16 protein-coding genes and 1 riboswitch are annotated in these 19,557 nt (G+C 42.5%); of the genes, 13 read left to right on the top strand and 3 right to left on the bottom strand.

From position 1 onward, the window contains the following. Positions 1-41: 41 nt before the first annotated feature. Entirely contained in the window at positions 42-2,732 is a 2,691-nt protein-coding gene (locus ANCC_RS15665) for an autotransporter outer membrane beta-barrel domain-containing protein (RefSeq protein ID WP_156340720.1), read from the bottom strand. 176 nt (positions 2,733-2,908) lie between these two features. Beyond that, positions 2,909-2,993: riboswitch (cyclic di-GMP riboswitch) on the bottom strand. Between the two features lie 125 nt (positions 2,994-3,118). Between ANCC_RS15665 and ANCC_RS15660 the strand changes: the two genes are divergently transcribed. From ANCC_RS15660 to rpsI, 8 genes are all read left to right on the top strand, one after another. Continuing rightward, positions 3,119-3,970 (top strand): energy-coupling factor transporter ATPase, encoded by an 852-nt coding sequence (locus tag ANCC_RS15660; RefSeq protein WP_022260815.1) that lies wholly within the window; start codon positions 3,119-3,121, stop codon positions 3,968-3,970. Next, the gene (locus ANCC_RS15655; protein ID WP_006568518.1) at positions 3,955-4,818 is read left to right on the top strand and encodes an energy-coupling factor transporter ATPase; all 864 of its coding nucleotides are present in this window, start codon (positions 3,955-3,957) and stop codon (positions 4,816-4,818) included. The genes ANCC_RS15660 and ANCC_RS15655 overlap by 16 nt, the downstream gene beginning before the upstream one ends. Then, positions 4,811-5,623, top strand: coding sequence for an energy-coupling factor transporter transmembrane component T family protein (locus tag ANCC_RS15650; RefSeq protein WP_006568519.1), 813 nt, complete (start codon positions 4,811-4,813; stop codon positions 5,621-5,623). Before ANCC_RS15655 ends, ANCC_RS15650 begins: the two co-directional genes overlap by 8 nt. A 14-nt stretch (positions 5,624-5,637) precedes the next feature. After that, positions 5,638-6,396, top strand: coding sequence for a tRNA pseudouridine(38-40) synthase TruA (truA, locus tag ANCC_RS15645; RefSeq protein WP_006568520.1), 759 nt, complete (start codon positions 5,638-5,640; stop codon positions 6,394-6,396). Continuing rightward, complete coding sequence (locus ANCC_RS15640; protein ID WP_006568521.1) at positions 6,397-7,089, top strand: anaerobic ribonucleoside-triphosphate reductase activating protein; 693 nt, start codon at positions 6,397-6,399, stop codon at positions 7,087-7,089. A 108-nt stretch (positions 7,090-7,197) separates the two neighbouring features. Next, the gene (locus ANCC_RS15635) at positions 7,198-9,582 is read left to right on the top strand and encodes a ribonucleoside triphosphate reductase (RefSeq protein WP_006568522.1); all 2,385 of its coding nucleotides are present in this window, start codon (positions 7,198-7,200) and stop codon (positions 9,580-9,582) included. A 174-nt stretch (positions 9,583-9,756) separates the two neighbouring features. After that, positions 9,757-10,191 (top strand): 50S ribosomal protein L13, encoded by a 435-nt coding sequence (gene rplM / locus ANCC_RS15630; protein WP_006568523.1) that lies wholly within the window; start codon positions 9,757-9,759, stop codon positions 10,189-10,191. Between the two features lie 16 nt (positions 10,192-10,207). Beyond that, entirely contained in the window at positions 10,208-10,600 is a 393-nt protein-coding gene (gene rpsI, locus ANCC_RS15625) for a 30S ribosomal protein S9 (RefSeq protein WP_006568524.1), read from the top strand. 438 nt (positions 10,601-11,038) lie between these two features. Here the strand turns inward: rpsI and ANCC_RS15620 are convergent, their stop codons facing one another. Together ANCC_RS15620 and ANCC_RS15615 are read right to left on the bottom strand one after the other, a co-directional pair. Then, positions 11,039-11,662, bottom strand: a complete 624-nt coding sequence (locus tag ANCC_RS15620; RefSeq protein ID WP_006568526.1) for a uracil-DNA glycosylase family protein — start codon at positions 11,660-11,662, stop codon at positions 11,039-11,041. Beyond that, complete coding sequence (locus tag ANCC_RS15615) at positions 11,659-12,576, bottom strand: helix-turn-helix transcriptional regulator (protein WP_039946959.1); 918 nt, start codon at positions 12,574-12,576, stop codon at positions 11,659-11,661. Before ANCC_RS15615 ends, ANCC_RS15620 begins: the two co-directional genes overlap by 4 nt. Before the next feature lie 431 nt (positions 12,577-13,007). On the opposite strand from ANCC_RS15615, the gene ANCC_RS15610 reads away from it, so the two are divergent. The 5 genes from ANCC_RS15610 (at position 13,008) to ANCC_RS15590 (ending at position 19,553) form a co-directional block, all read left to right on the top strand. Beyond that, positions 13,008-13,499, top strand: coding sequence for a PTS sugar transporter subunit IIA (locus ANCC_RS15610; RefSeq protein WP_006568528.1), 492 nt, complete (start codon positions 13,008-13,010; stop codon positions 13,497-13,499). Between the two features lie 47 nt (positions 13,500-13,546). After that, positions 13,547-14,371, top strand: a complete 825-nt coding sequence (locus ANCC_RS15605; RefSeq protein ID WP_006568529.1) for a PRD domain-containing protein — start codon at positions 13,547-13,549, stop codon at positions 14,369-14,371. Positions 14,372-14,587: 216 nt separating this feature from the next. Next, a complete protein-coding gene (locus ANCC_RS15600; protein WP_233458289.1) occupies positions 14,588-16,006 on the top strand; it encodes a PTS transporter subunit EIIC in 1,419 nt (472 codons plus the stop codon). Between the two features lie 16 nt (positions 16,007-16,022). Then, on the top strand, positions 16,023-17,078 hold the full coding sequence (locus ANCC_RS15595; RefSeq protein WP_039946961.1) for an ADP-ribosylglycohydrolase family protein: 1,056 nt from the start codon (positions 16,023-16,025) through the stop codon (positions 17,076-17,078). Positions 17,079-17,639: 561 nt separating this feature from the next. Then, positions 17,640-19,553 carry an endonuclease MutS2 gene (locus ANCC_RS15590; protein ID WP_006568533.1) on the top strand — a complete coding sequence of 638 codons (1,914 nt, stop codon included), beginning with the start codon at positions 17,640-17,642 and terminating at the stop codon, positions 19,551-19,553. Positions 19,554-19,557: the final 4 nt, after the last annotated feature.

Genomic DNA, 19,557 nt, shown 5'->3' with positions numbered 1-19,557 from the left:
ATCATGTAAATATAATTTCATCCGGTTTTTGAATTGCTTTTTTATAAGCCTGTGCGTTTTTTAAGCAGGAAGCTGCCACAGATCAGGCTTCCGGAAAGGATTAGAAGAAGAGAAGGGAAACTGCGGTGTGTATCGGCTGTATTGGCCGTACTGCCGACGTAGCCCTGTCCTTTGGAATCTGATTTAGAGATTTTTTTATTGGACGCGGTTTTTTGTACAATGTCTTTTTTCCCTATAGCAGTTTTGCTGCGGGAAGTGTTCTTTTTATCAGAGGTATTCTTATCTCCCCCGGCAGAAGTTGTATTGACAGCAGACTCTGAGGCTGCTGAAGCCTGGTCCTTATATACAAGGGTATAAACAGAAAACCGGTCAGTTTCGACAGTTACCTTGTCAGGCTCTGTACTTAAATTATTCAGAGTGTCAGCGCTGTAGCTTCCGTCAGATTCTTCATGAATGCGGATAACCTGAAACTGTCTGTTTTCTTTTCGGTATTCCTCAGGTACATCGAAGGTAAGTTTTAATGGTGAGGTTAAAGTATGAATACTTTCCGGCACATCGTCAATGACCTTCATGAGATTGAGATCCAAGATGACCGCAGGCTGAGTCTGGGTGCGGTCCATTTCCTTCTCCAGGAGTTTGCTGATATCTGTAGGCGGATCAGATACGGGAGAAGAATTCAGGACAATTTCTATACTGCTTCCGGTGTTTATTTTTTCCCGGTCTTCCTGCGTCAGAAAATGGCCTGCATCGCTGTTTTCCAAGGCCACTCCAGGGGCTTCCGGGGGCTGCTGTACGGCGATGGAGCCGGAAGGTGTATTATAGGACGCGATCTTCCAGACCGCAGATTCCGCTGTTTCATTGTAGTTTAAAGTTCCGTTTCTCAGTGCAAACCAATTTTGTTCTGCACCGCTGCCATGGAACGTCACTGCAGTTTTTCCGGCTGAAAGTCCTGTAACTTTTAAAAGTGTCGGGACACCGTCAGATTTTGGTTCAAAGGAACTGACCGTAATCGGATGGCTTACTGATAAAGTATCAAAATGAGCAATACCGTCAAAAGTTGATGCGCTGTCTTTTATGATAAGATCAGATCCTGTTTTGCAGGACAGGGAATTTCCCTTGAGCAAAAGGCCTCCCCAGAGAAATTCTGTTTTACTGTTAGTGACGGTCATAGCGGCCTGTGAGGACTCTGCAAGACTCCTGGAACTCTCGTCATCCACCTCCCCGACTAAGATGTAGTCGCCGTAGTACATGGTTCCTTTATATTCGTTTCCCTTTACATTTTCGAGGGAAAAAGAAATTTTTCCGGATCTGGCAGAACCTCCGCTGACGGATTCTCCGCCTCCCACAATCGTGCCTACGATTTCACTGTCTTTGTAAAGTGTAGAGCAGGTACCTTTTACATCTGCGCTGGAGCCCTGACCTGAAGCCTGACCGCCGGTGTGAAAAGCGGCAGCCACCAGATTACCCCACTGCTCTCCTACCGGAGACACAGAATTGACTACATTCAGGGAAACAGAACCGTTTACATCGGCAGAACCTCCGCCGGAGGCTGTACCTCCTGCCGTGACATAGCCATATATATTGGAACAGTTGCTCAGATTGGCAGTGATACTGCCGGAAACATCGGCGCAGGCCTGATTGCTCGCATCCCCGCCGCCGTGGAAGATCATGACTTCATTTCCGCTTCCTGCAAAGGAAGAGGTGATGGAGCCGCAGCTTGCATGAGCGTTGGCTCCGCTGGCATAACCGCCCGAATATACTTCACGGATGTCTACACTTTTCATTGTACAGGAAACAGAACCAGATACATCTGCAGAGGCTTTACCGTCCCCGTTTGCTGTGGCATAGCCGCCTCCGCGCAGAGAATATGTCCTGCTCGTGACACTTATGTTTACTGAGGCTACATCCGCTGAGGCATTATATGCTCCGGTGGTATACGCATAGCCGCCTCCGTATAGGTTGCCATGGTTGCTGGACGGGACAGAGGGAATGTCAACAGTGACAGATCCGGATACATTGGCACTGGCATTTCCCTTGGATGCATTGGCATATCCTCCTCCACACACTGAAGAAGCATTCACAGTACCTGAGACTTTAATGGAGACATTTCCACTCAGATCCGCATTTCCGGTACCATCGGAAAAACCTCCTCCATATATTCTGGACACCTGTACATTTTGGATGTCAATCGTTACATTTCCTTTTGCGGGTTTATTCTTTCCTCCGCCATAGATTGTAAAACCGCTCGTAACCGGTGTGTCAGACAGACGGGAATTACCGGAGGCATCAAAGACATAGGCTTTGCCGTCGGAATCCTTCTTGATCACGATGGAAGTGCCCTGAGCATAGAGTGTACTGCCTTCGATCATGATTTCCTGATCACTTGCAGCAGTTTTTTTCATTTTCACGTCTTTTTCAGATACTCCTTCATTGGAAATTTTGGCTGCAGCTGAGTTTTGGGCTTCTGTCGTCTCTTTCTTTGAGGTCTCGGTAACCTCTGGTTCAGGTGCTGTAGTTGTCTGCTGACTTTCGGCTGTCTCTGTCGGCCTGTCAGCAGATGCAGGTTTTTCTTCCTCAGATGCAGCCACATTCTCTGAAGAGGATGCCGCCTGAAGGTCCTTCTTTGCTTCCAGTGGTTCCTCCGCCGCATAACTTAAGTTGCCCAGAGTTGCAAGGCCGAGTGCAAGAAATATTGCGGTCAGCCACGCAGCAGGCTTTTTCAAGCGTTTCATAGTAATCTCCCCCTTATTTGATATGTTGTCATGATACTAAAATAAAAAACTCCGGCGGTATCCTGCCGGAGTCGATTTTATCTTAAAAAATGCAACGTAAGTCAAACTGCATAGAAAATATGCAGTACAAAATCCATCGAGAGGGCTATGAAAGTACAATAGTCCCGTAGGTAAAATGGAGCAACCGGCTGCCGTACCAGTAAATGGTTTAGGCCCTTGGCTTTGCGTCACCGGATTTCCCCGGTTTTGCCAAAATATAAAGACCGTTTTAAGCGGTGCTTATTTCTACCCTAAGTATATGGTCTAACCGTGGGAATGTCAATGAATACCTATTGTTTCCAGAGAATTTTATTGATATAATGGAGCATATGTCAAAGGAGAAACCAATGTCAATATTACAGATCAAAGATTTAATTCATCAATATATAACGTATGGGGAGAAGGAAGAGGAAACTCAGACAATAAATGCCGTAAATGGTGTGGATATGTCGGTGGAAAAAGGGGAGTTCATTGCCATTCTTGGACACAACGGCTCCGGCAAATCTTCCCTGGCAAAACATATCAACGGACTGCTGCAGCCCACATCCGGCTCTGTCTGTTTAAAGGGTATGGATACAAGAGACCATGAAAAGCTCCTGAAGATCCGCCAAAGTGCAGGAATTGTATTTCAAAACCCGGACAACCAGATTGTCGGTTCTGTAGTAGAAGAAGATGTAGCCTTCGGCCCGGAAAATATCGGCGTTCCCACAAAAGACATCTGGAGCCGCGTGGCAGGGGCACTGGAGGGCGTCGGAATGACCGCTTACCGCAGTGCAAGCCCCAACCATTTATCCGGCGGACAGAAACAGCGCATAGCCATTGCAGGGATCATGGCTATGGAACCGGAGTGTATTATCTTGGACGAGCCCACCGCGATGCTGGATCCTAAGGGAAGGCAGGATGTTTTGTCCCTGTCCAGGGAACTAAACAAAGAAAAAGAGATCACGATCATTTTAATCACACATGATATGGAAGAGGTACTGTTGGCTGACAAAGTGTTTGTCATGGATCAGGGAAAGGTCGTAATGAGCGGAACGCCAAAGGAAGTGTTTGCCCATGTTAAGGAGCTGAAAGGGTACGGGCTTGAAGTTCCGTTTGCCACAGAGCTTGCTTACGAGCTTAAAAAGGAGGGTATCAGGCTTTCTGATGCGATAACGACAAGGGAAGAACTGGTGGAAGAGTTATGTCAATTAGTTTAGAAAAAGTAAGTTATATATATGAAGATAATTCGGATATAAAGAAGCCCGCGCTGATCGATATAGATTTAGAGATCGGAGAGGGAGAATTTATCGGCATCATCGGACACACGGGATCGGGTAAGTCTACGCTGATCCAGCATCTGAACGGTCTCATGGAACCTACAAAAGGAAGGGTGTATTTTGAGGGAAAGAATATCCACGATGACAATTATGATATCAAGAGCCTCCGGGGAAAGGTCGGCCTGTGTTTTCAGTATCCGGAACACCAGCTGTTTGAGACAACCATACTGGAGGATGTCTGTTTCGGCCCTATGAACTTTGGGGCATCCAAAGAAGAAGCTGTCAAAGCCGCGAAGGAGGCACTCAAAGACGTGGGGATCTCAGAAGAACTGTTCGGAAAGTCGCCGTTTGAACTGTCCGGAGGACAGAAGCGCAGAGTAGCTATCGCAGGCATTCTGGCAATGAAGCCTGAATATTTTATTCTGGATGAACCGACCGCCGGTCTGGACCCTGAGGGAAGGGTACAGCTTTTAGAACTGCTGAAGCGTCTCAATCAGGAACAGGGTATCACGATCATACTTGTATCCCACAGTATGGAAGACATTGCATCCTATGTAGACAGGATGATCGTCATGAACCGTGGGCGGCTGGAATTTGACGGGGATAAGGAAGAGGTGTTTTCCCATCAGGAAGAACTGGAGCAGATGGGACTGTCCGTACCGTTTTTCAGACTCCTGGCCAATGATCTGAAAGAAAAAGGATTTCCTGTTGAGGGAGAGATCCTGACCCTTGAAGATGCCAGGAGGGCAATCCTAAAAACATTAAAGAAGGAACAAACATATGATTAAAGACATCACCATAGGACAATATTACAGATCAGATTCTATTCTTCACCGGCTGGACCCGAGGGTAAAGCTGGTGGGGACATTGATTTTTGTCATAACCTTGTTTTTCTCAAAGTCCCCGCTGACTTATGCGGCTTCTCTGCTGTTTTTGGCTTTGATGATCGGCCTTTCCACTGTACCTCTTTCTTTTATTGTCAGGGGGCTGAAAGCCGTTGGCGTTATTTTGCTTTTCTCCGTTGTCATCAATATTTTCTTCATACCGGGGGAGGCGATCGTACATTTCGGTGTTATCAGGATCACCAAAGAAGGAGTCATCACAGCCGTTTATCTGGGCACAAGGCTGGTGATGCTTGTATTGGGCACTTCCCTTATGACCTTTACTACCACACCCAATGAGCTCACAGACGGGCTCGAAAAGTCCCTGGGATTTTTGAAGCTGATCAAAATTCCTGTGCATGAGATTGCGATGATGATGTCGATTGCCCTAAGGTTTATCCCGATCCTCACAGAGGAGCTGGACAAGATCATGAAGGCCCAGACTGCAAGGGGAGTGGATTTTAAAAATGGAAGTTTTCTGCACCGGATGAAGAGCATGGTGCCGATCGTAGTGCCGCTGTTTGTGGCGGCGGTAAGGAGAGCCAATGACCTGGCCCTGGCCATGGAATCCAGGTGCTACCACGGAGGGGACGGACGGACGAAGATGAAGCCTCTCAAATACTGCAGAAGAGACCTGCTGGCCTATCTGTTTTTGGCTTTGTTTTTGGCACTGATGATTTACCTGGGATTTTTCTGTCCGGTCGGAAGATAGGCGTGAGGTATTCTATGAAACGGATAAAATTAGAAGTGGCATATGACGGGACAAATTACTGCGGCTGGCAGATACAGCCAAAGGATACGACCATAGAAGGGATTCTCAATGAGAAGCTTGGCAGTCTTTTGGGAGAAGAGATTACGGTGATCGGTGCCAGCCGCACCGACTCCGGGGTACATGCCCTCGGGAATGTGGCAGTGTTTGACACGGAGACGGAGATTCCGGGTGAAAGGATCGCCAGGGCTCTGAACCAGAGGCTGCCGGATGATATTGTCATACAGTCTTCCAGTGAAGTAAAAGACGATTTCCATCCCAGATATCAGGATACGAGGAAAACTTACGAGTATACGATTTACAATGCAGAATTTGATAACCCGGTCACGGCAAGGCACCATCACTTCGTGTATGTGCCGCTGGATGCGGAGCGTATGCGCACAGCTGCCCGCTGCTTTTTAGGTGAGCATGACTTTTTAAGCTTTTCTACCACAGGGAGTCCTACAAAGACCACGGTGCGCACGATCTATGAGTGCGAAGTGAGGCAGAACGGCCGGTATATTACCATGAGAGTCACGGGAAACGGATTTTTATATAACATGGTGCGGATGATGGCAGGAACTCTAATCTCCATCGGAAGGGGCAGGAAGGATCCGGAGTGGGTCAGGGAACTTTTCCTGCATCCGAAGAGAGGAAAGGCAGGTCCAAATGCTCCGGCAAAAGGACTGACACTCATCAACATACATTACATGGATGAAGAAAAGGAAGCGGATTAGATGAAGATTATGGGACTGCAAAAGTCAACACTCCTGGATTATCCGGGAAAAGTCGCCTGCACGGTATTTACCGGCGGGTGTAATTTTTTTTGCCCGTTCTGCCACAATGCTGAGCTGATCTCTCCGCGGAAGGAGGAGCCGGGGCTTTTAGAAAAAGATTTGCTGGCCTTTTTAAGGAAGCGGAGAGGAATCCTGGACGGAGTCTGTATTTCCGGAGGAGAACCGCTGCTTCACACCGGACTTTCAGGGCTTATCAGAGAGATGAAGGAACTCGGCTATCTGGTGAAGCTGGATACCAACGGAAGCTTTCCGGAAAGGCTCAAAAGGCTGGTCGGAGAGGGCCTTTTGGACTATGTGGCCATGGACATAAAAAATTCCAAAAAGAAATATGCTGCCACGGCGGGAGTGGAAGCATTTCAGATAGAACCGGTGGAGGAGAGCGTCAGATTCCTCATGGAAGGAAATGTACCGTTTGAGTTTCGTACCACGGTGGTGAGGGAACTTCACAGCGGGGAGGATATCGAAGAGATCGGAGAGTGGATTTCCGGAGATGAACCATATTTCCTTCAGAGTTTTGAACCCTCTGATCATGTACCGGATTTGAGACTCAGTGCCTATGGGAAGGAAGAAATGGAGACACTGGCGGATATTTTGAGAGAAAAAGTGCCGAATGTAGAATTAAGGGGATTATAACAATATATTGTGCCTGTATAGATAAAAACATACAATATGTTGACTTTGTTTTATATGGTGCTATAATTTTAAGTGTTGAACATATAGAAAGAATGGGGTGTGTGAGTCATGTATTATGTAATAAAGAGAGACGGAACCAAGGCAGAATTTGATATCCAGAAGATATCCACTGCCATCACAAGGGCATTTGAAGCCAAAGAAAAACAGTATCATCCGAGTGTGATCGATCTGCTGGCGCTTAAAGTCACATCAGATTTTGAGCCGAAAGTAAAAAATGATGTGATCGCGGTTGAAGACATTCAGGACAGCGTGGAGTCTGTGCTGATCCAGGCAGGCTATGCCGATGTGGCAAAAGGATATATTTTATACAGAAAACAGAGAGAAAAGATCCGGAATATGAAGTCTACAATTCTGGATTATAAAGAGCTGGTGGACAGTTATGTGAAAGCCAGTGACTGGAGGGTAAAAGAAAACTCTACCGTGACATATTCCGTCGGGGGACTGATTTTAAGCAACAGCGGGGCCATCACGGCGAATTACTGGCTTTCCGAGATCTATGATGATGAGATTGCCGATGCCCACAGGAATGCGGACATTCATATCCACGACCTTTCTATGCTGACCGGTTACTGCGCGGGCTGGTCTTTAAAGCAGCTGATCCAGGAGGGGCTGGGAGGCGTGCGCGGTAAGATTACCTCCGCACCGGCGAAGCATTTGTCCACACTGTGCAATCAGATGGTCAATTTCCTTGGCATCATGCAGAATGAGTGGGCCGGAGCCCAGGCATTCTCCTCTTTTGATACATATCTTGCACCGTTTGTAAAGGCAGACAATCTGTCCTACTATGAAGTGAAAAAATGTGTGCAGTCCTTTATTTTCGGTGTTAATATTCCGAGCCGATGGGGCACCCAGGCTCCTTTTTCTAATATTACTTTGGACTGGACCGTGCCGGATGATCTGGCGGAGCTCCCTGCGATCGTTGGCGGCAAAGAGATGGACTTCCGGTATAAAGACTGCAAAAAAGAGATGGACATGGTGAACAAGGCCTTTATCGAAGTCATGATCGAAGGGGATGCCGAAGGACGGGGCTTCCAGTATCCGATCCCTACCTATTCTATTACAAAAGACTTTGACTGGTCTGACACGGAAAATAACCGGCTTCTGTTTGAAATGACCGCCAAATACGGAACTCCGTATTTTTCTAATTATATCAACAGTGAAATGCAGCCGAGTGATGTGCGCAGTATGTGCTGCCGTCTGCGCCTGGATTTAAGAGAACTGCGTAAAAAAGCAGGGGGATTTTTCGGCAGCGGAGAGAGCACCGGATCTGTAGGAGTGGTTACGATCAATCTGCCTAAGATTGCTTACCTTTCTAAAGATGAAAAAGAGTTCTATCACAGGCTGGATCATTTGATGGATGTGTCAGCACGATCCTTAAAGATAAAAAGAACGATTATCACGAAATTGTTCGATGAGGGACTGTATCCTTATACGAAACGTTATTTGGATTCTTTTAACAATCACTTTTCTACCATCGGGCTGATCGGAATGAATGAAGCGGGCCTCAATGCCGGCTGGATCAAGGCGGATCTGACCGAAGAAAAGGCACAGGAATTTGCTAAGGAAGTATTGAATCATATGAGAAACCGCCTGTCAGATTACCAGGAAGAATACGGTGACCTTTATAATCTTGAAGCGACTCCGGCCGAATCTACGACATACCGCTTGGCGAAGCATGACGTGGCAGAGTTCCCGGACATTATCACAGCTTCAGAAGACGAAGGAACACCGTTTTACACGAACAGTTCCCATCTGCCGGTGGGATATACAGACGATGTTTTTGATGCGCTGGATATTCAGGATGAATTACAGACATTATATACGTCAGGGACAGTTTTCCACACTTTCCTTGGAGAGAAACTTCCGGACTGGAAAGCAGCCGCGGCTCTGGTGAAAAAGATCGCAGAAAATTACCGCCTTCCATATTATACGATTTCACCGACCTATTCTGTGTGCAGCAACCACGGTTATATAAACGGGGAGGTTTATGAATGTCCTGACTGCGGACAAAAAACGGAGGTATACAGCAGGATTACGGGTTATTATCGTCCGGTCCAGAACTGGAACGATGGAAAACGGCAGGAATATAAAGAAAGGAAACTGTACGATCCCAAAAATTCTGTTCTGAAGGCATCCAAGACTCCGAAAAAAGACATAAGCTTTGCCTCAGAGGCGGAAAAGAAGATGGAAGAAGCCCAGAAGATGCTTCTGTTTACAACCAAAACTTGTCCGAACTGTAAGATGGCCGGAGAGGTCCTTAAAAGTTCCCGGATTCCGTTTGAAATCGTGGATGCCGAGGAACATCAGGAATTGGTGCAGGAATACGGGATTATGCAGGCTCCGTCTCTGGTCGTACTGCGTGGGGACGAATTCGAGACGCACTGTAATGTTTCCAATATTAAGAAGTATGCAGAACAAAATCACTGCGGCTGATCATAGGGTATGTCCAATTTTGTTTCATAATTTTTGGAGAAAATTTATTGACACACCCCGGTCAGTGTTATATAATATGAAAATGTGACATAAAAGAAAATGCTTACCCCAATGCCCCGGAGGGAGTATTTTATATAGAAGACACATTGATTGAGAAATTTAGGAGGAAGAACCATGAAGAGCTTTATGGCAAGCCCATCAACAATTGAAAGAGAATGGTATGTAGTTGACGCCACAGGACATACATTAGGACGTTTAGCATCAGAGATCGCAAAAGTTTTAAGAGGAAAGAATAAGCCGACTTATACTCCTCACATCGACACAGGCGATAACGTGATCGTTGTGAACGCAGATAAAATCCAGGTAACTGGAAAGAAATTAGACCAGAAGATCTACTACAATCACTCTGATTATGTAGGCGGAATGAAAGAGACGACTTTAAAAGAAAAAATGGCGAAAAAGCCTGAAGATGTTATTTATCTTGCAGTAAAAGGTATGCTTCCAAAAGGTCCTTTGGGAAGAGCAATGATTAAGAAACTTCACGTATATGCAGGCGCAGAGCACAACAATCAGGCTCAGCAGCCAAAAGCATTAGAGATCAAGTATTAAGAAGGAGGACGATTAAGTGGCTACAGCAAAATATTACGGAACTGGTAGAAGAAAAAGCAGTATCGCTAGAGTATATTTAGTACCAGGAACAGGAAAAATCACAATCAATAAAAGAGATATCGACGAATATTTAGGATTAGAGACATTAAAAGTAGTCGTACGCCAGCCATTGGTTGCTACTGACACTCTCGGAAAATACGATGTTTTAGTTAATGTTATCGGCGGTGGATTTACAGGACAGGCAGGAGCAATCCGCCACGGTATTTCCAGAGCTTTATTACAGGTTGACGGAGACTTCCGCCCGGTATTAAAGAAAGCAGGATACTTAACCAGAGATCCACGTATGAAGGAAAGAAAGAAACCGGGACTTCGTTCTGCACGTCGTGCCCCACAGTTCTCAAAGAGATAGTAAAAAAATATATAAGAGAATTAATCAGCCCCATGAAAACAGCAAGTTTTCGTGGGGTTTCTGTTTTGTTGAAAAATATAAAGTTTTACTAAAATATACAATTTAGAAATTGTAATAATTAAAATGATGTGATAAAATTTGGTTATGGAACAACCGTGTTACAGGGTGGTTTGACCTTCATTCTACATAGAATGGAGGTGGTGCCAATGAAGAACAAATTCAGTTTTAATGACTTGATGCAGTTCGGATTATTTTTGATTGCACTACTGACCTTCATATATTTGATTAGTCATTAGTTACGCATAGAAAAACCACCCTTGAGAACTTTGGCAAGTAATAGGGTGGATTTCCTGCTTTTATTATTAGGTCAAACCGCTTTGGACGGTTGTTCCTTTTTCTACTTAAAATATACCACTAATTTAAAAGTTTGTAAAGAATTCATTGCTGATGAAGATGAAATACAGGATCACGATTGATCATATTAATCATGTTAGAAATATCTTCACAAGCCATCTGAAACTTCGACTTTTCAATCAGTATGTTTTTTCCTGTCATAATATAGGAGGGCATTAGCCGTATATTTTTATAGTATATTTCGCTGTGGCGCAGTTTGTATGTTGAAACAGCAGGAATCACATTTCTTTTCGTTGTTCTTTTAGCGATCATATTCATTGCTTTTTTTGCCACATCCCCCATCAGCATGACTACCTGAACGTTAGGAAATAAGGCGAGCTCCTTTTCAAGAAAAGGCAGGCTTTCTTCGATCATGCTTCTTTCAAGGAAAGTGTGAGATTTTGGTTTCTTTACTGCATTTGTAATATAAATACCTAAGTTCAGAAGTTCCTCTGACGTGTTTGCTTCTATTCCTGCGTTTTGGAAAAGACGGACAGCAGCAGAAAGATATTCTCCATCCTGTTTTCCATAGAAATCGTTCTCAGGATCTTTGGGGACGACTTCATTAATAAGTACAGCATTGATATTCTCTGGGATAACATCGACGTCATTGAAATAAAAATTACTGCCCGAAGCATCTATGCTTTGTAAACTCTTTTTTATATTCATGATTCTGCTCCTTTGTGATGGTTGAGAGCTTTTTCGCAGCGCTCTATGATTTCTTCTTTTAAGCTGATCGGACGTACAATTTCGACATTTTCTCCGAAAGATAACAGCATTTCATACAGCCATTCGTTCCGGGGAAGTGATGCTTTTACAATAAACTGTTGATCGTTTTGTATGATCGCCTCTTCACTGAAAATATCTAAAACCCTATGCCCCATGTCTAATGGAAACCGAAGTTCTATTTCATTTAATACTTCCATGTCCTCAGGCAGCGGCAAAATGTTTAAGTTATCATGAGGAATTTCATCAAACATAACTTCTGTGAGCTTCAGACTCCTCATCCTTGAGACACGGAATAATCTGTAATCATTTCTTTTGCAGCAGAATCCAAACAAATACCACGATCTGTCTTTATATAATAATTTTATCGGACGGCACCGCCTTTCACTGACCTCTCCCCTGGAATTATAATAACAAAATACAATTTCCTGCCTTTTTAAAACAGAAATTTTCAGCAGAGAAAAGATTTCATGTTCTTTTTGAACGCAGGCTCCCCAGCGGGAAAAATCAATTTCAATCCAGTCTGTATTTGTCTTCTTAAAAAGAGCACCTAGTTTTTCTAATGTACCTTCATGATCGGAATATTGGGCAGCGGATAAGCTCTGAAGACCGATAAAGATATCCTGAATATCAGACTCAGACAGCAAAGCTTTGCTGATGATAAAATCATCATACAGTTTAATACCGCCGTCCCTTCCCGCGGCGGCATACACTGGAATACCTGCACTGCTCATTACATCAATATCGCGGTAAATGGTTCTCACAGATACTTCAAATTTTGAGGCCAGTTCAGGTGCAGTTGCCTGTCCTTTTTCCAACAGATAGTAAAGGATTTTGAATAAGCGGCTTTCATGCAATCGTTTCACCTCCTTGTCTCTCTATTATATCAGACAAACCCTGACAACGTGTGTCAGGATACAGAATAAACAAAATGGGGCGATAATTGTAAGTGTAAAATTATGATAAATTTTCCTTTTCAAATCCGTGAAAATATATTGACTATTTTTGATAAGATGTTATAATGAGGGCATAGATAGGATTGTAACTCTTCGAGGCATTACCTTTAGTGTATTAGGTGTGCTGAGAAGAGTTTTTTATTTTATAGGAAAGTTCTGCGGTCTTTCCTAATAAAATAAAAACGCTCTGCGGGTTGTACACAGATGCGCAGGGAAATCATTTGCCTTCGGCAAATCGTATATGGCACGCAAAGTTATCAAGCCCTCAAAGATTGAGGGTTGGGAGTTGAGGTGTGGGCTTGCCCACTTTGTTCTTTGTGGAAAGGGGAAATATGTTTAACTTTTTTAATAAGAATAAAAATTCAGATGGTGTTATGATGTCACCAGTCAATGGATTGTGTATAGATTTATCAGAAGTTCCGGATAAAGTGTTTTCAGAGAGAATGATAGGGGACGGTGTGGCATTCATTTATGAGGATGATATGATATGTTCTCCATGTAACGGGACAGTAGTTATGGTTGCGGATACCTCTCATGCAATTGGCATAAAAAGCGGAGAGATTGAAATAATTATACACATTGGATTAGATACTGTGGAGCTTAATGGGGAAGGCATTAAAGTATTCGTTAAGACGGATCAAAAGGTAAAAGTAGGAACACCATTAGTTAGAATCGACAGGAATTTTATGAAAGAGAAGTCAGTGAATTTAACTACGCCGATGATTATAACAAATACTGGGGATTTTAAATTAGAGTTTAAAAATACAGGGAAAGAAGTAGAGCGCAGTAAGTCAGAAGTGATAAAGTATACCAAGAGTGAATAGATAAGCATTAAAATTATTTATTTTAAGAAGAAGGGGGGGATTTCTTTGTGAGGATTACTAAAAAAATTAATAACAACGTTGCATTAGGGGTAGATCCTAAGGGAAAAGAAGTAGTAATTTTCGGGAAAGGAATTGGATTCCACGAAATTCCTTATGAATTAAACGACTTGTCTTTGATTAGTAAAACTTTTTATGATATTGATCCAGGCTATTTGGAATTATTATCTGAAATTCCTGAAGATATTTTTAATGTTTCATCTAAAATTGTTGATTATGCAAGAAGTAAAGTCGGTTGTGAACTAAACCCAAGTCTGGCATTTATGTTAGCCGACCATATTAATTTTGGTGTTATAAGATTAAAGAAATCCATAGATATTACCAATCCATTAACCAATGATATAAAATATTTATATAAAACAGAAATGGAGATTGGATATAAAGCTCTGGATATGATAGAGGAGGATTTACAGATTCGCTTTCCGAAAGGGGAGGCAGCAAGCATTGCACTGCATATTATCAATGCAGAAGGAATGCAAAACGATATGAATAATACAATAAAAGTTACGAAGATTCTTAAAGAGATAACTAAAATCGTGGAAGAAAGCTTTGATTTTAAAATTGATCAGGATAGTATTGACTATTCCAGATTTGTGATTCACTTAAAGTATTTTGTACAGCGTGTGAAAGAACCAAAAGAGAAAGTTTCAGATTCTACAAAATTGCTTCTTAAATCTATAAAGGCTCAATTTCCGGATACGTATGGATGTTTTAAGAAAATAGAAAGCTATTTAAAAAAAACATTAAAGTTGAAATACAGCGAAGAGGATCAATTATATTTATTGGTTCATATCAATAGGATTTTAGATAACTAAAGAACGCATGTCACGTATTACCCTAAAATTTATATATTTTTCCGCATTGGATTGTAACTCTGCCTTGAGGCATTACCAATGATAAATATTAGTATATTTATCATTTGCTGCCTTGAGGCTTTTTTATTTAATTGATGTCAATTATAAGGGGGGATAAAGATGTAAACAATAAAAATAATTTATGTATACAAGTTTCATTCAAAAATGGAGGTGAACATGATGTCAGCAAGTAAATTAAGTAAGAACATTATTTCTAATGTAGGTGGTGTGGAAAATATCAATTCATTAACGCACTGTGTAACAAGATTAAGGTTTGTTCTTAAAGAGAAAGAAAAAGTAGATAAAGATACCATTGATAACCTGGACGGAGTAACAAGTTCATTATATTCCGGGGGTCAGTATCAAGTTATTATTGGACAAGATGTGGCAGATGTATTTGAAGATATTATTAGTAATTATGAATTGAATGGTACTAAAAAAGGCGCTGCTGATACAAATCAGGGGGAAGATAAAAAGAGTATTTTGGGGCGTTTAGATCAATTGTTCAGCATATTAGCATCAATCTTTACGCCATTAATTCCTGCGATGCAGGGTATGGGATTTTTGAAAATAATTTTGGTCTTAGCAAAATTTATGGGTGCGTCACCGGAAAGCACTACTTATCAGTTGGTCAATACATTATCAGATTCTTTTTTCTATTTCCTTCCGTTTCTTGTGGCGTGGTCCGCAGCGGAAAGATTTAAGGCTAATAAGGCACTGGCTTTGATGTTAACCGGATTGCTGCTGCATCCAGGTTTTATGGAATTATTCAAGGCAAATGAACAGGTTTCATTTTTGGGGATTAATGTCCCGAATATAAATTATACCGGAAGTATATTGCCGCCAATTCTGACAATACTTTTGTTATCATATGTTCAAAAATTATTAAATAAATTACTGCCAAAACTTTTTAAGACAGTATTTTCATCTGTGATCGCTTTGATTATTACAATGCCGATTGCAATCTTAATTATTGGACCGATTGGGAATTGGGGCGGTGCTGTATTAGTAAATTTATTCAATAGTTTATATCAGTTTAGTCCATTGCTGTCTGGTGCAGTAATCGGAGGACTGTGGCAAGTAATCATAATTGTTGGTATGCACTGGCTGGTACTGACATTGATTCAGTTCCCGAATATAGATAGTTTGGGAGTGGACAGAGTTACAGTTGCGTTTGCTCCTAGTATAATGTGTCAAATTGCAGCAGGACTTGCCGTTGCATTAAAAGTTAAAAATAAAGCGGTTCGGCAGAATGCGTTATCTTTAACAGTAACAAGTTTACTCTCCGGCGGAGTAATTGAACCGGTAATGTATGGGGTAAATATAAAATATAGAAAGCCTTTCTACTTTGTATTAGTAGGAGGCGCAGTAGGCGGAGCTATTACAGGAGCATGTGGAGCAGGGATTACCGCTCCGGTTATGTTTGGTATATATACGTTGCCGGCTTTCTTTGGCAAAGGATTTACGGGGTTGATGATAGGAACATTAGTTGGTTGTTCCATGACATTTTTATTAACCTATTTCTTCGGAGTTGACAAGGCAATCGAAGAAAAACAAAAGAAAGAATTAGAAGCTTACACAGCAGAAATTGTATGAGAAGGAGATAGATTTTATGGAAAAACAATATTTATATAACAAGATTAAAGGGACTTTAGTAGCTGCGGGAATGGGAGATGCAATGGGGGCGCCTTCAGAGGCTTGGAGCAGAGATGAAATTATTAAAAACTATGGGGGACCAATTACTGATTTTATAGATCCAAGTTTAAATCTTTATGTGAAAGATAACCTGATGGGTGAAGTTACAGATGATACATCTCAGATGTATGAAATGGCATTGGCAGTCATTAAATCTAAAGGAAATTTTACGGTAAATGATGCAGCAAATGCTTTGATAGAATGGTCGGAAAAATATCCGAAGTATTATCCAAGAAATGCAGGACCAACAACAAGGTATTTGATAGAAGACTTAAAATCAGGTAAAGATCCTGTTGAATTGGGGAAAACGGGCGGAACATATGACCGTGGAACTTCCAATGGTGCAGCGATGAGAATTGCTCCGGCGGGATTGCTGTTTCCTGGAAATTTGGAAAAAACCATAGAAGTTGCAATTACCATGACTAAGCCGTCCCATGGAACACAGCATGGATATTCGGGCGCATGTGCAATTGCATGTGGTATCTCAAATGCTTTAATGGAAGATTCTGATTTATATTCTATTGTGAAAGCTTGTCTTTACGGAGCGAAACGTGGAGAAGAAATTGGAAGGGAAGAAGCCAGAATTGCTCCGGGATTTGCAGTTTATGAAAAAATTGTTAAAAGTATAGAAATTGCTTTAACCTCAGATCACATGGACGAAGCGATGGAAAGATTGGAAAGAAGTGTTGGAAATGACGGATCTATTCAAAGTTCTGCTGCATGTGCCATTGGTCTTTTCTTAGCAAGTTCCGGAGATGTATTGAAAACAATCATCGGCGGCGCAAATATTGGCGGAGATACCGATACGATTGCATGTATTGCGGGAATGTTAGCCGGCGCATATACAGGATTTGAAGGGATAGACAGTGATAAATTTGAAGTGTTTAAAAAGGCTAATACAGGATTTGATTTTGATAAAGTATCTGAAGAACTGACAGATTTAGCTCATAATAATTATTTGAATGCCAAGTAATTCTTTAAACTTCTTAGGATGTTGTTTTGATTCTTATAGCGGTCTCCTTTAGAACTGTCTGATATGATAGAGACTTAAAGGAGGCTGTTTTTTTATTTCCTGATCATGCTCAGACAAACCCTGACAACGCGTGTCAGGATAAAAATGGATGTTGACAATATGAAAAGCAGAGACTATAATAAACAAAAACAAGAAATGAAATGAGGTGTCTTGGTGTTACGGGTTTCTGGAATGAGCATTGCAGAAAAATAAAATATTGATCAGGGACGACAGGTATGGATATGCCGGTCTGTCTTTTGTCAGCCTGCATATAAAGCAGACTGATCTGATATTTTGCCTTACAAACCCGTTTCATACGCTTTATATAGATGGAAAGAGATGTTGGAACATAGCTGTGTAATGCTGTGTTTTTTTATTCTTATCATTTAGAATTCTTTTGTCAGAAGATCACAGGGAATGTGCCGGTTTCGGGGCAATGTATCTGTGATCTTTATTTTATTTCAGGAAATTAAACTATGATAAATAGGCATCATTCTGCCTTGACTGAGAAAGGAATCTATCATGAAAAATAAATCGTTGACAACATTAGGATATCATCAGATATTAGAGCAGCTCAAAGACTATGCATTTTCTGCGGGCGCAAAGGAACGGATCGGCCGGATGCTGCCTTTATTGTCTGAACTGAAGCTGAGGAAACATATAAATGACACATCCCAGGCAAGAGGAATGGTGGAGACATATGGAACACCACCTCTCCCGGCCATGGACCATATGGAAGAATATATAAAAAAAGCAGCTGCGGGGGCACTGCTGCTGCCGGAAGAACTGGAAGAATTATGTATGTTTTTAAATTCTGTCGCACGGCTGAAGATCTACCTTAAGAAAGGGGAGGCTGAACAAATCAGCCTGGCTTTTTATAACCAGAATTTAGAATCCCTGGATGACCTGAAAGAGGAGATCAGGCAGTGTATCAGAAATGGAAGGGTAGATGACTATGCGTCACCATACCTGAAAGACATCCGAAAGCAGATGCTTCTGCTCAGTGAGAAAATTGGAGAGAAAGCTGAAAAAGCACTGAGGGCAAATAAAACGTATTTGAGCGATGCATTTGTAGTGAAAAGAAACGGAAGGTATTGTATTCCTGTCCGTAAAAAATGCAGAAATATGGTTTTGGGAAGCGCAGTTGACCAGTCTTCCACCGGTGCCACTATCTTTGTGGAGCCTGCTTCAGTTGCAGGGCTCAGAGAGGAACTGGAACTTTATCAGATTGAGGAGGATTCGGAAGAAAGAAGAATCCTTTACAGCCTGACGAGCCTGGCAGCACAAAATGAGGAAGCTTTGAAAGAAGATATTCGTGTGATCGAAAAGCTTGACTTTATATTTGCCAAGGGACGCCTGAGCCTTGAAATGAATGCAGTGGAACCTGAGATTAATACAGAGCATTACATCAGGCTTAAGAAAGCCAGGCATCCAATGCTGTCAGGGGAAACCTGTGTGCCGTTAGACTTTGAAATAGGCAGAGAAAATCGCGGAGTCATCATTACAGGACCGAATACAGGCGGAAAAACGGTAGCAATTAAGACGGTCGCCTTAATGAGCGCGATGGCATGCTCCGGGCTTCATGTTCCCTGTGAATGTGCAGAACTCTGTATGCAGAATGAGATCCTCTGTGATATTGGAGACGGACAGAATATTTCTGATAACCTGTCTACCTTTTCAGCACACATCAAGAATGTTCTGGAAATATTAAAAAGAAGTCAGAAAGACAGTCTTGTCATATTAGATGAACTGGGTTCCGGGACCGACCCGGCGGAAGGAATGGGAATCGCAGTGGCGATCCTCGAAGAGTTGAGAAACAGCGGAGCATTATTTCTGGTGACCACCCATTATCCCGAGGTAAAAGAATACGCAGACCGGTATCCGGAAGTGGTGAATGCAAGGATGGAGTTTGACAGGGAAACTTTGAAGCCTTTGTACCGGCTGAAGGTAGGCGAGGCGGGAGAAAGCTGTGCCCTCTATATTGCAAAGCGGCTTGGTTTCCCGGGGGCAATGCTCAGTGCCGCAGCCAGAGAGGCGTACGGAGAGAAAAGTGAGGCTGTCATAGACAGTTTGCAGCTGACGGATACACAGGAGAAGCTGCGGCGTGAAAAAGCCCCGTCCATTCAAAAGACAGAGAAGAAAAAAGAAACTAAAATAAGAAGATTTGTTACCGGGGACAGTGTGACAGTTCTGCCGGAAGGGGAGATTGGGATCATAGTGAAGCCTGCCGATGAAAATGGTCAGGTACTGGTACAGATTAAGAGAGAAAAGAAGCTCTTCAGCCATAAACGTCTGAAACTGAAAGTAGCAGCATCAGAACTTTATCCGGAAGACTATGATTTTTCCGTTATTTTTGATACAGTAGAAAACAGAAAAGCAAGACATAAAATGGGAAAAGGTTTCCGGGAGGACCTGGTCATAAAGACAGAGGAATAGAGAA

It is taken from the genome of Anaerostipes caccae L1-92 (assembly GCF_014467075.1).
In the GTDB taxonomy this organism is placed as follows: domain Bacteria; phylum Bacillota; class Clostridia; order Lachnospirales; family Lachnospiraceae; genus Anaerostipes; species Anaerostipes caccae.
This window is presented reverse-complemented; position numbering and strand designations above follow the sequence as displayed.

Excerpts from the sequence above, each read along its gene's own strand:
- truA (WP_006568520.1), top strand. The coding sequence starts at position 5,638 with ATGAAACGGATAAAATTAGAAGTGGCATATGACGGGACAAATTACTGC.
- ANCC_RS15660 (WP_022260815.1), top strand. The coding sequence starts at position 3,119 with ATGTCAATATTACAGATCAAAGATTTAATTCATCAATATATAACGTAT.
- ANCC_RS15665 (WP_156340720.1), bottom strand. The coding sequence starts at position 2,732 with ATGAAACGCTTGAAAAAGCCTGCTGCGTGGCTGACCGCAATATTTCTT.
- ANCC_RS15610 (WP_006568528.1), top strand. The coding sequence starts at position 13,008 with ATGTTTAACTTTTTTAATAAGAATAAAAATTCAGATGGTGTTATGATG.
- ANCC_RS15620 (WP_006568526.1), bottom strand. The coding sequence starts at position 11,662 with ATGAATATAAAAAAGAGTTTACAAAGCATAGATGCTTCGGGCAGTAAT.
- ANCC_RS15590 (WP_006568533.1), top strand. The coding sequence starts at position 17,640 with ATGAAAAATAAATCGTTGACAACATTAGGATATCATCAGATATTAGAG.
- ANCC_RS15640 (WP_006568521.1), top strand. The coding sequence starts at position 6,397 with ATGAAGATTATGGGACTGCAAAAGTCAACACTCCTGGATTATCCGGGA.
- rplM (WP_006568523.1), top strand. The coding sequence starts at position 9,757 with ATGAAGAGCTTTATGGCAAGCCCATCAACAATTGAAAGAGAATGGTAT.
- ANCC_RS15655 (WP_006568518.1), top strand. The coding sequence starts at position 3,955 with ATGTCAATTAGTTTAGAAAAAGTAAGTTATATATATGAAGATAATTCG.
- ANCC_RS15595 (WP_039946961.1), top strand. The coding sequence starts at position 16,023 with ATGGAAAAACAATATTTATATAACAAGATTAAAGGGACTTTAGTAGCT.
- ANCC_RS15650 (WP_006568519.1), top strand. The coding sequence starts at position 4,811 with ATGATTAAAGACATCACCATAGGACAATATTACAGATCAGATTCTATT.
- ANCC_RS15600 (WP_233458289.1), top strand. The coding sequence starts at position 14,588 with ATGATGTCAGCAAGTAAATTAAGTAAGAACATTATTTCTAATGTAGGT.
- ANCC_RS15635 (WP_006568522.1), top strand. The coding sequence starts at position 7,198 with ATGTATTATGTAATAAAGAGAGACGGAACCAAGGCAGAATTTGATATC.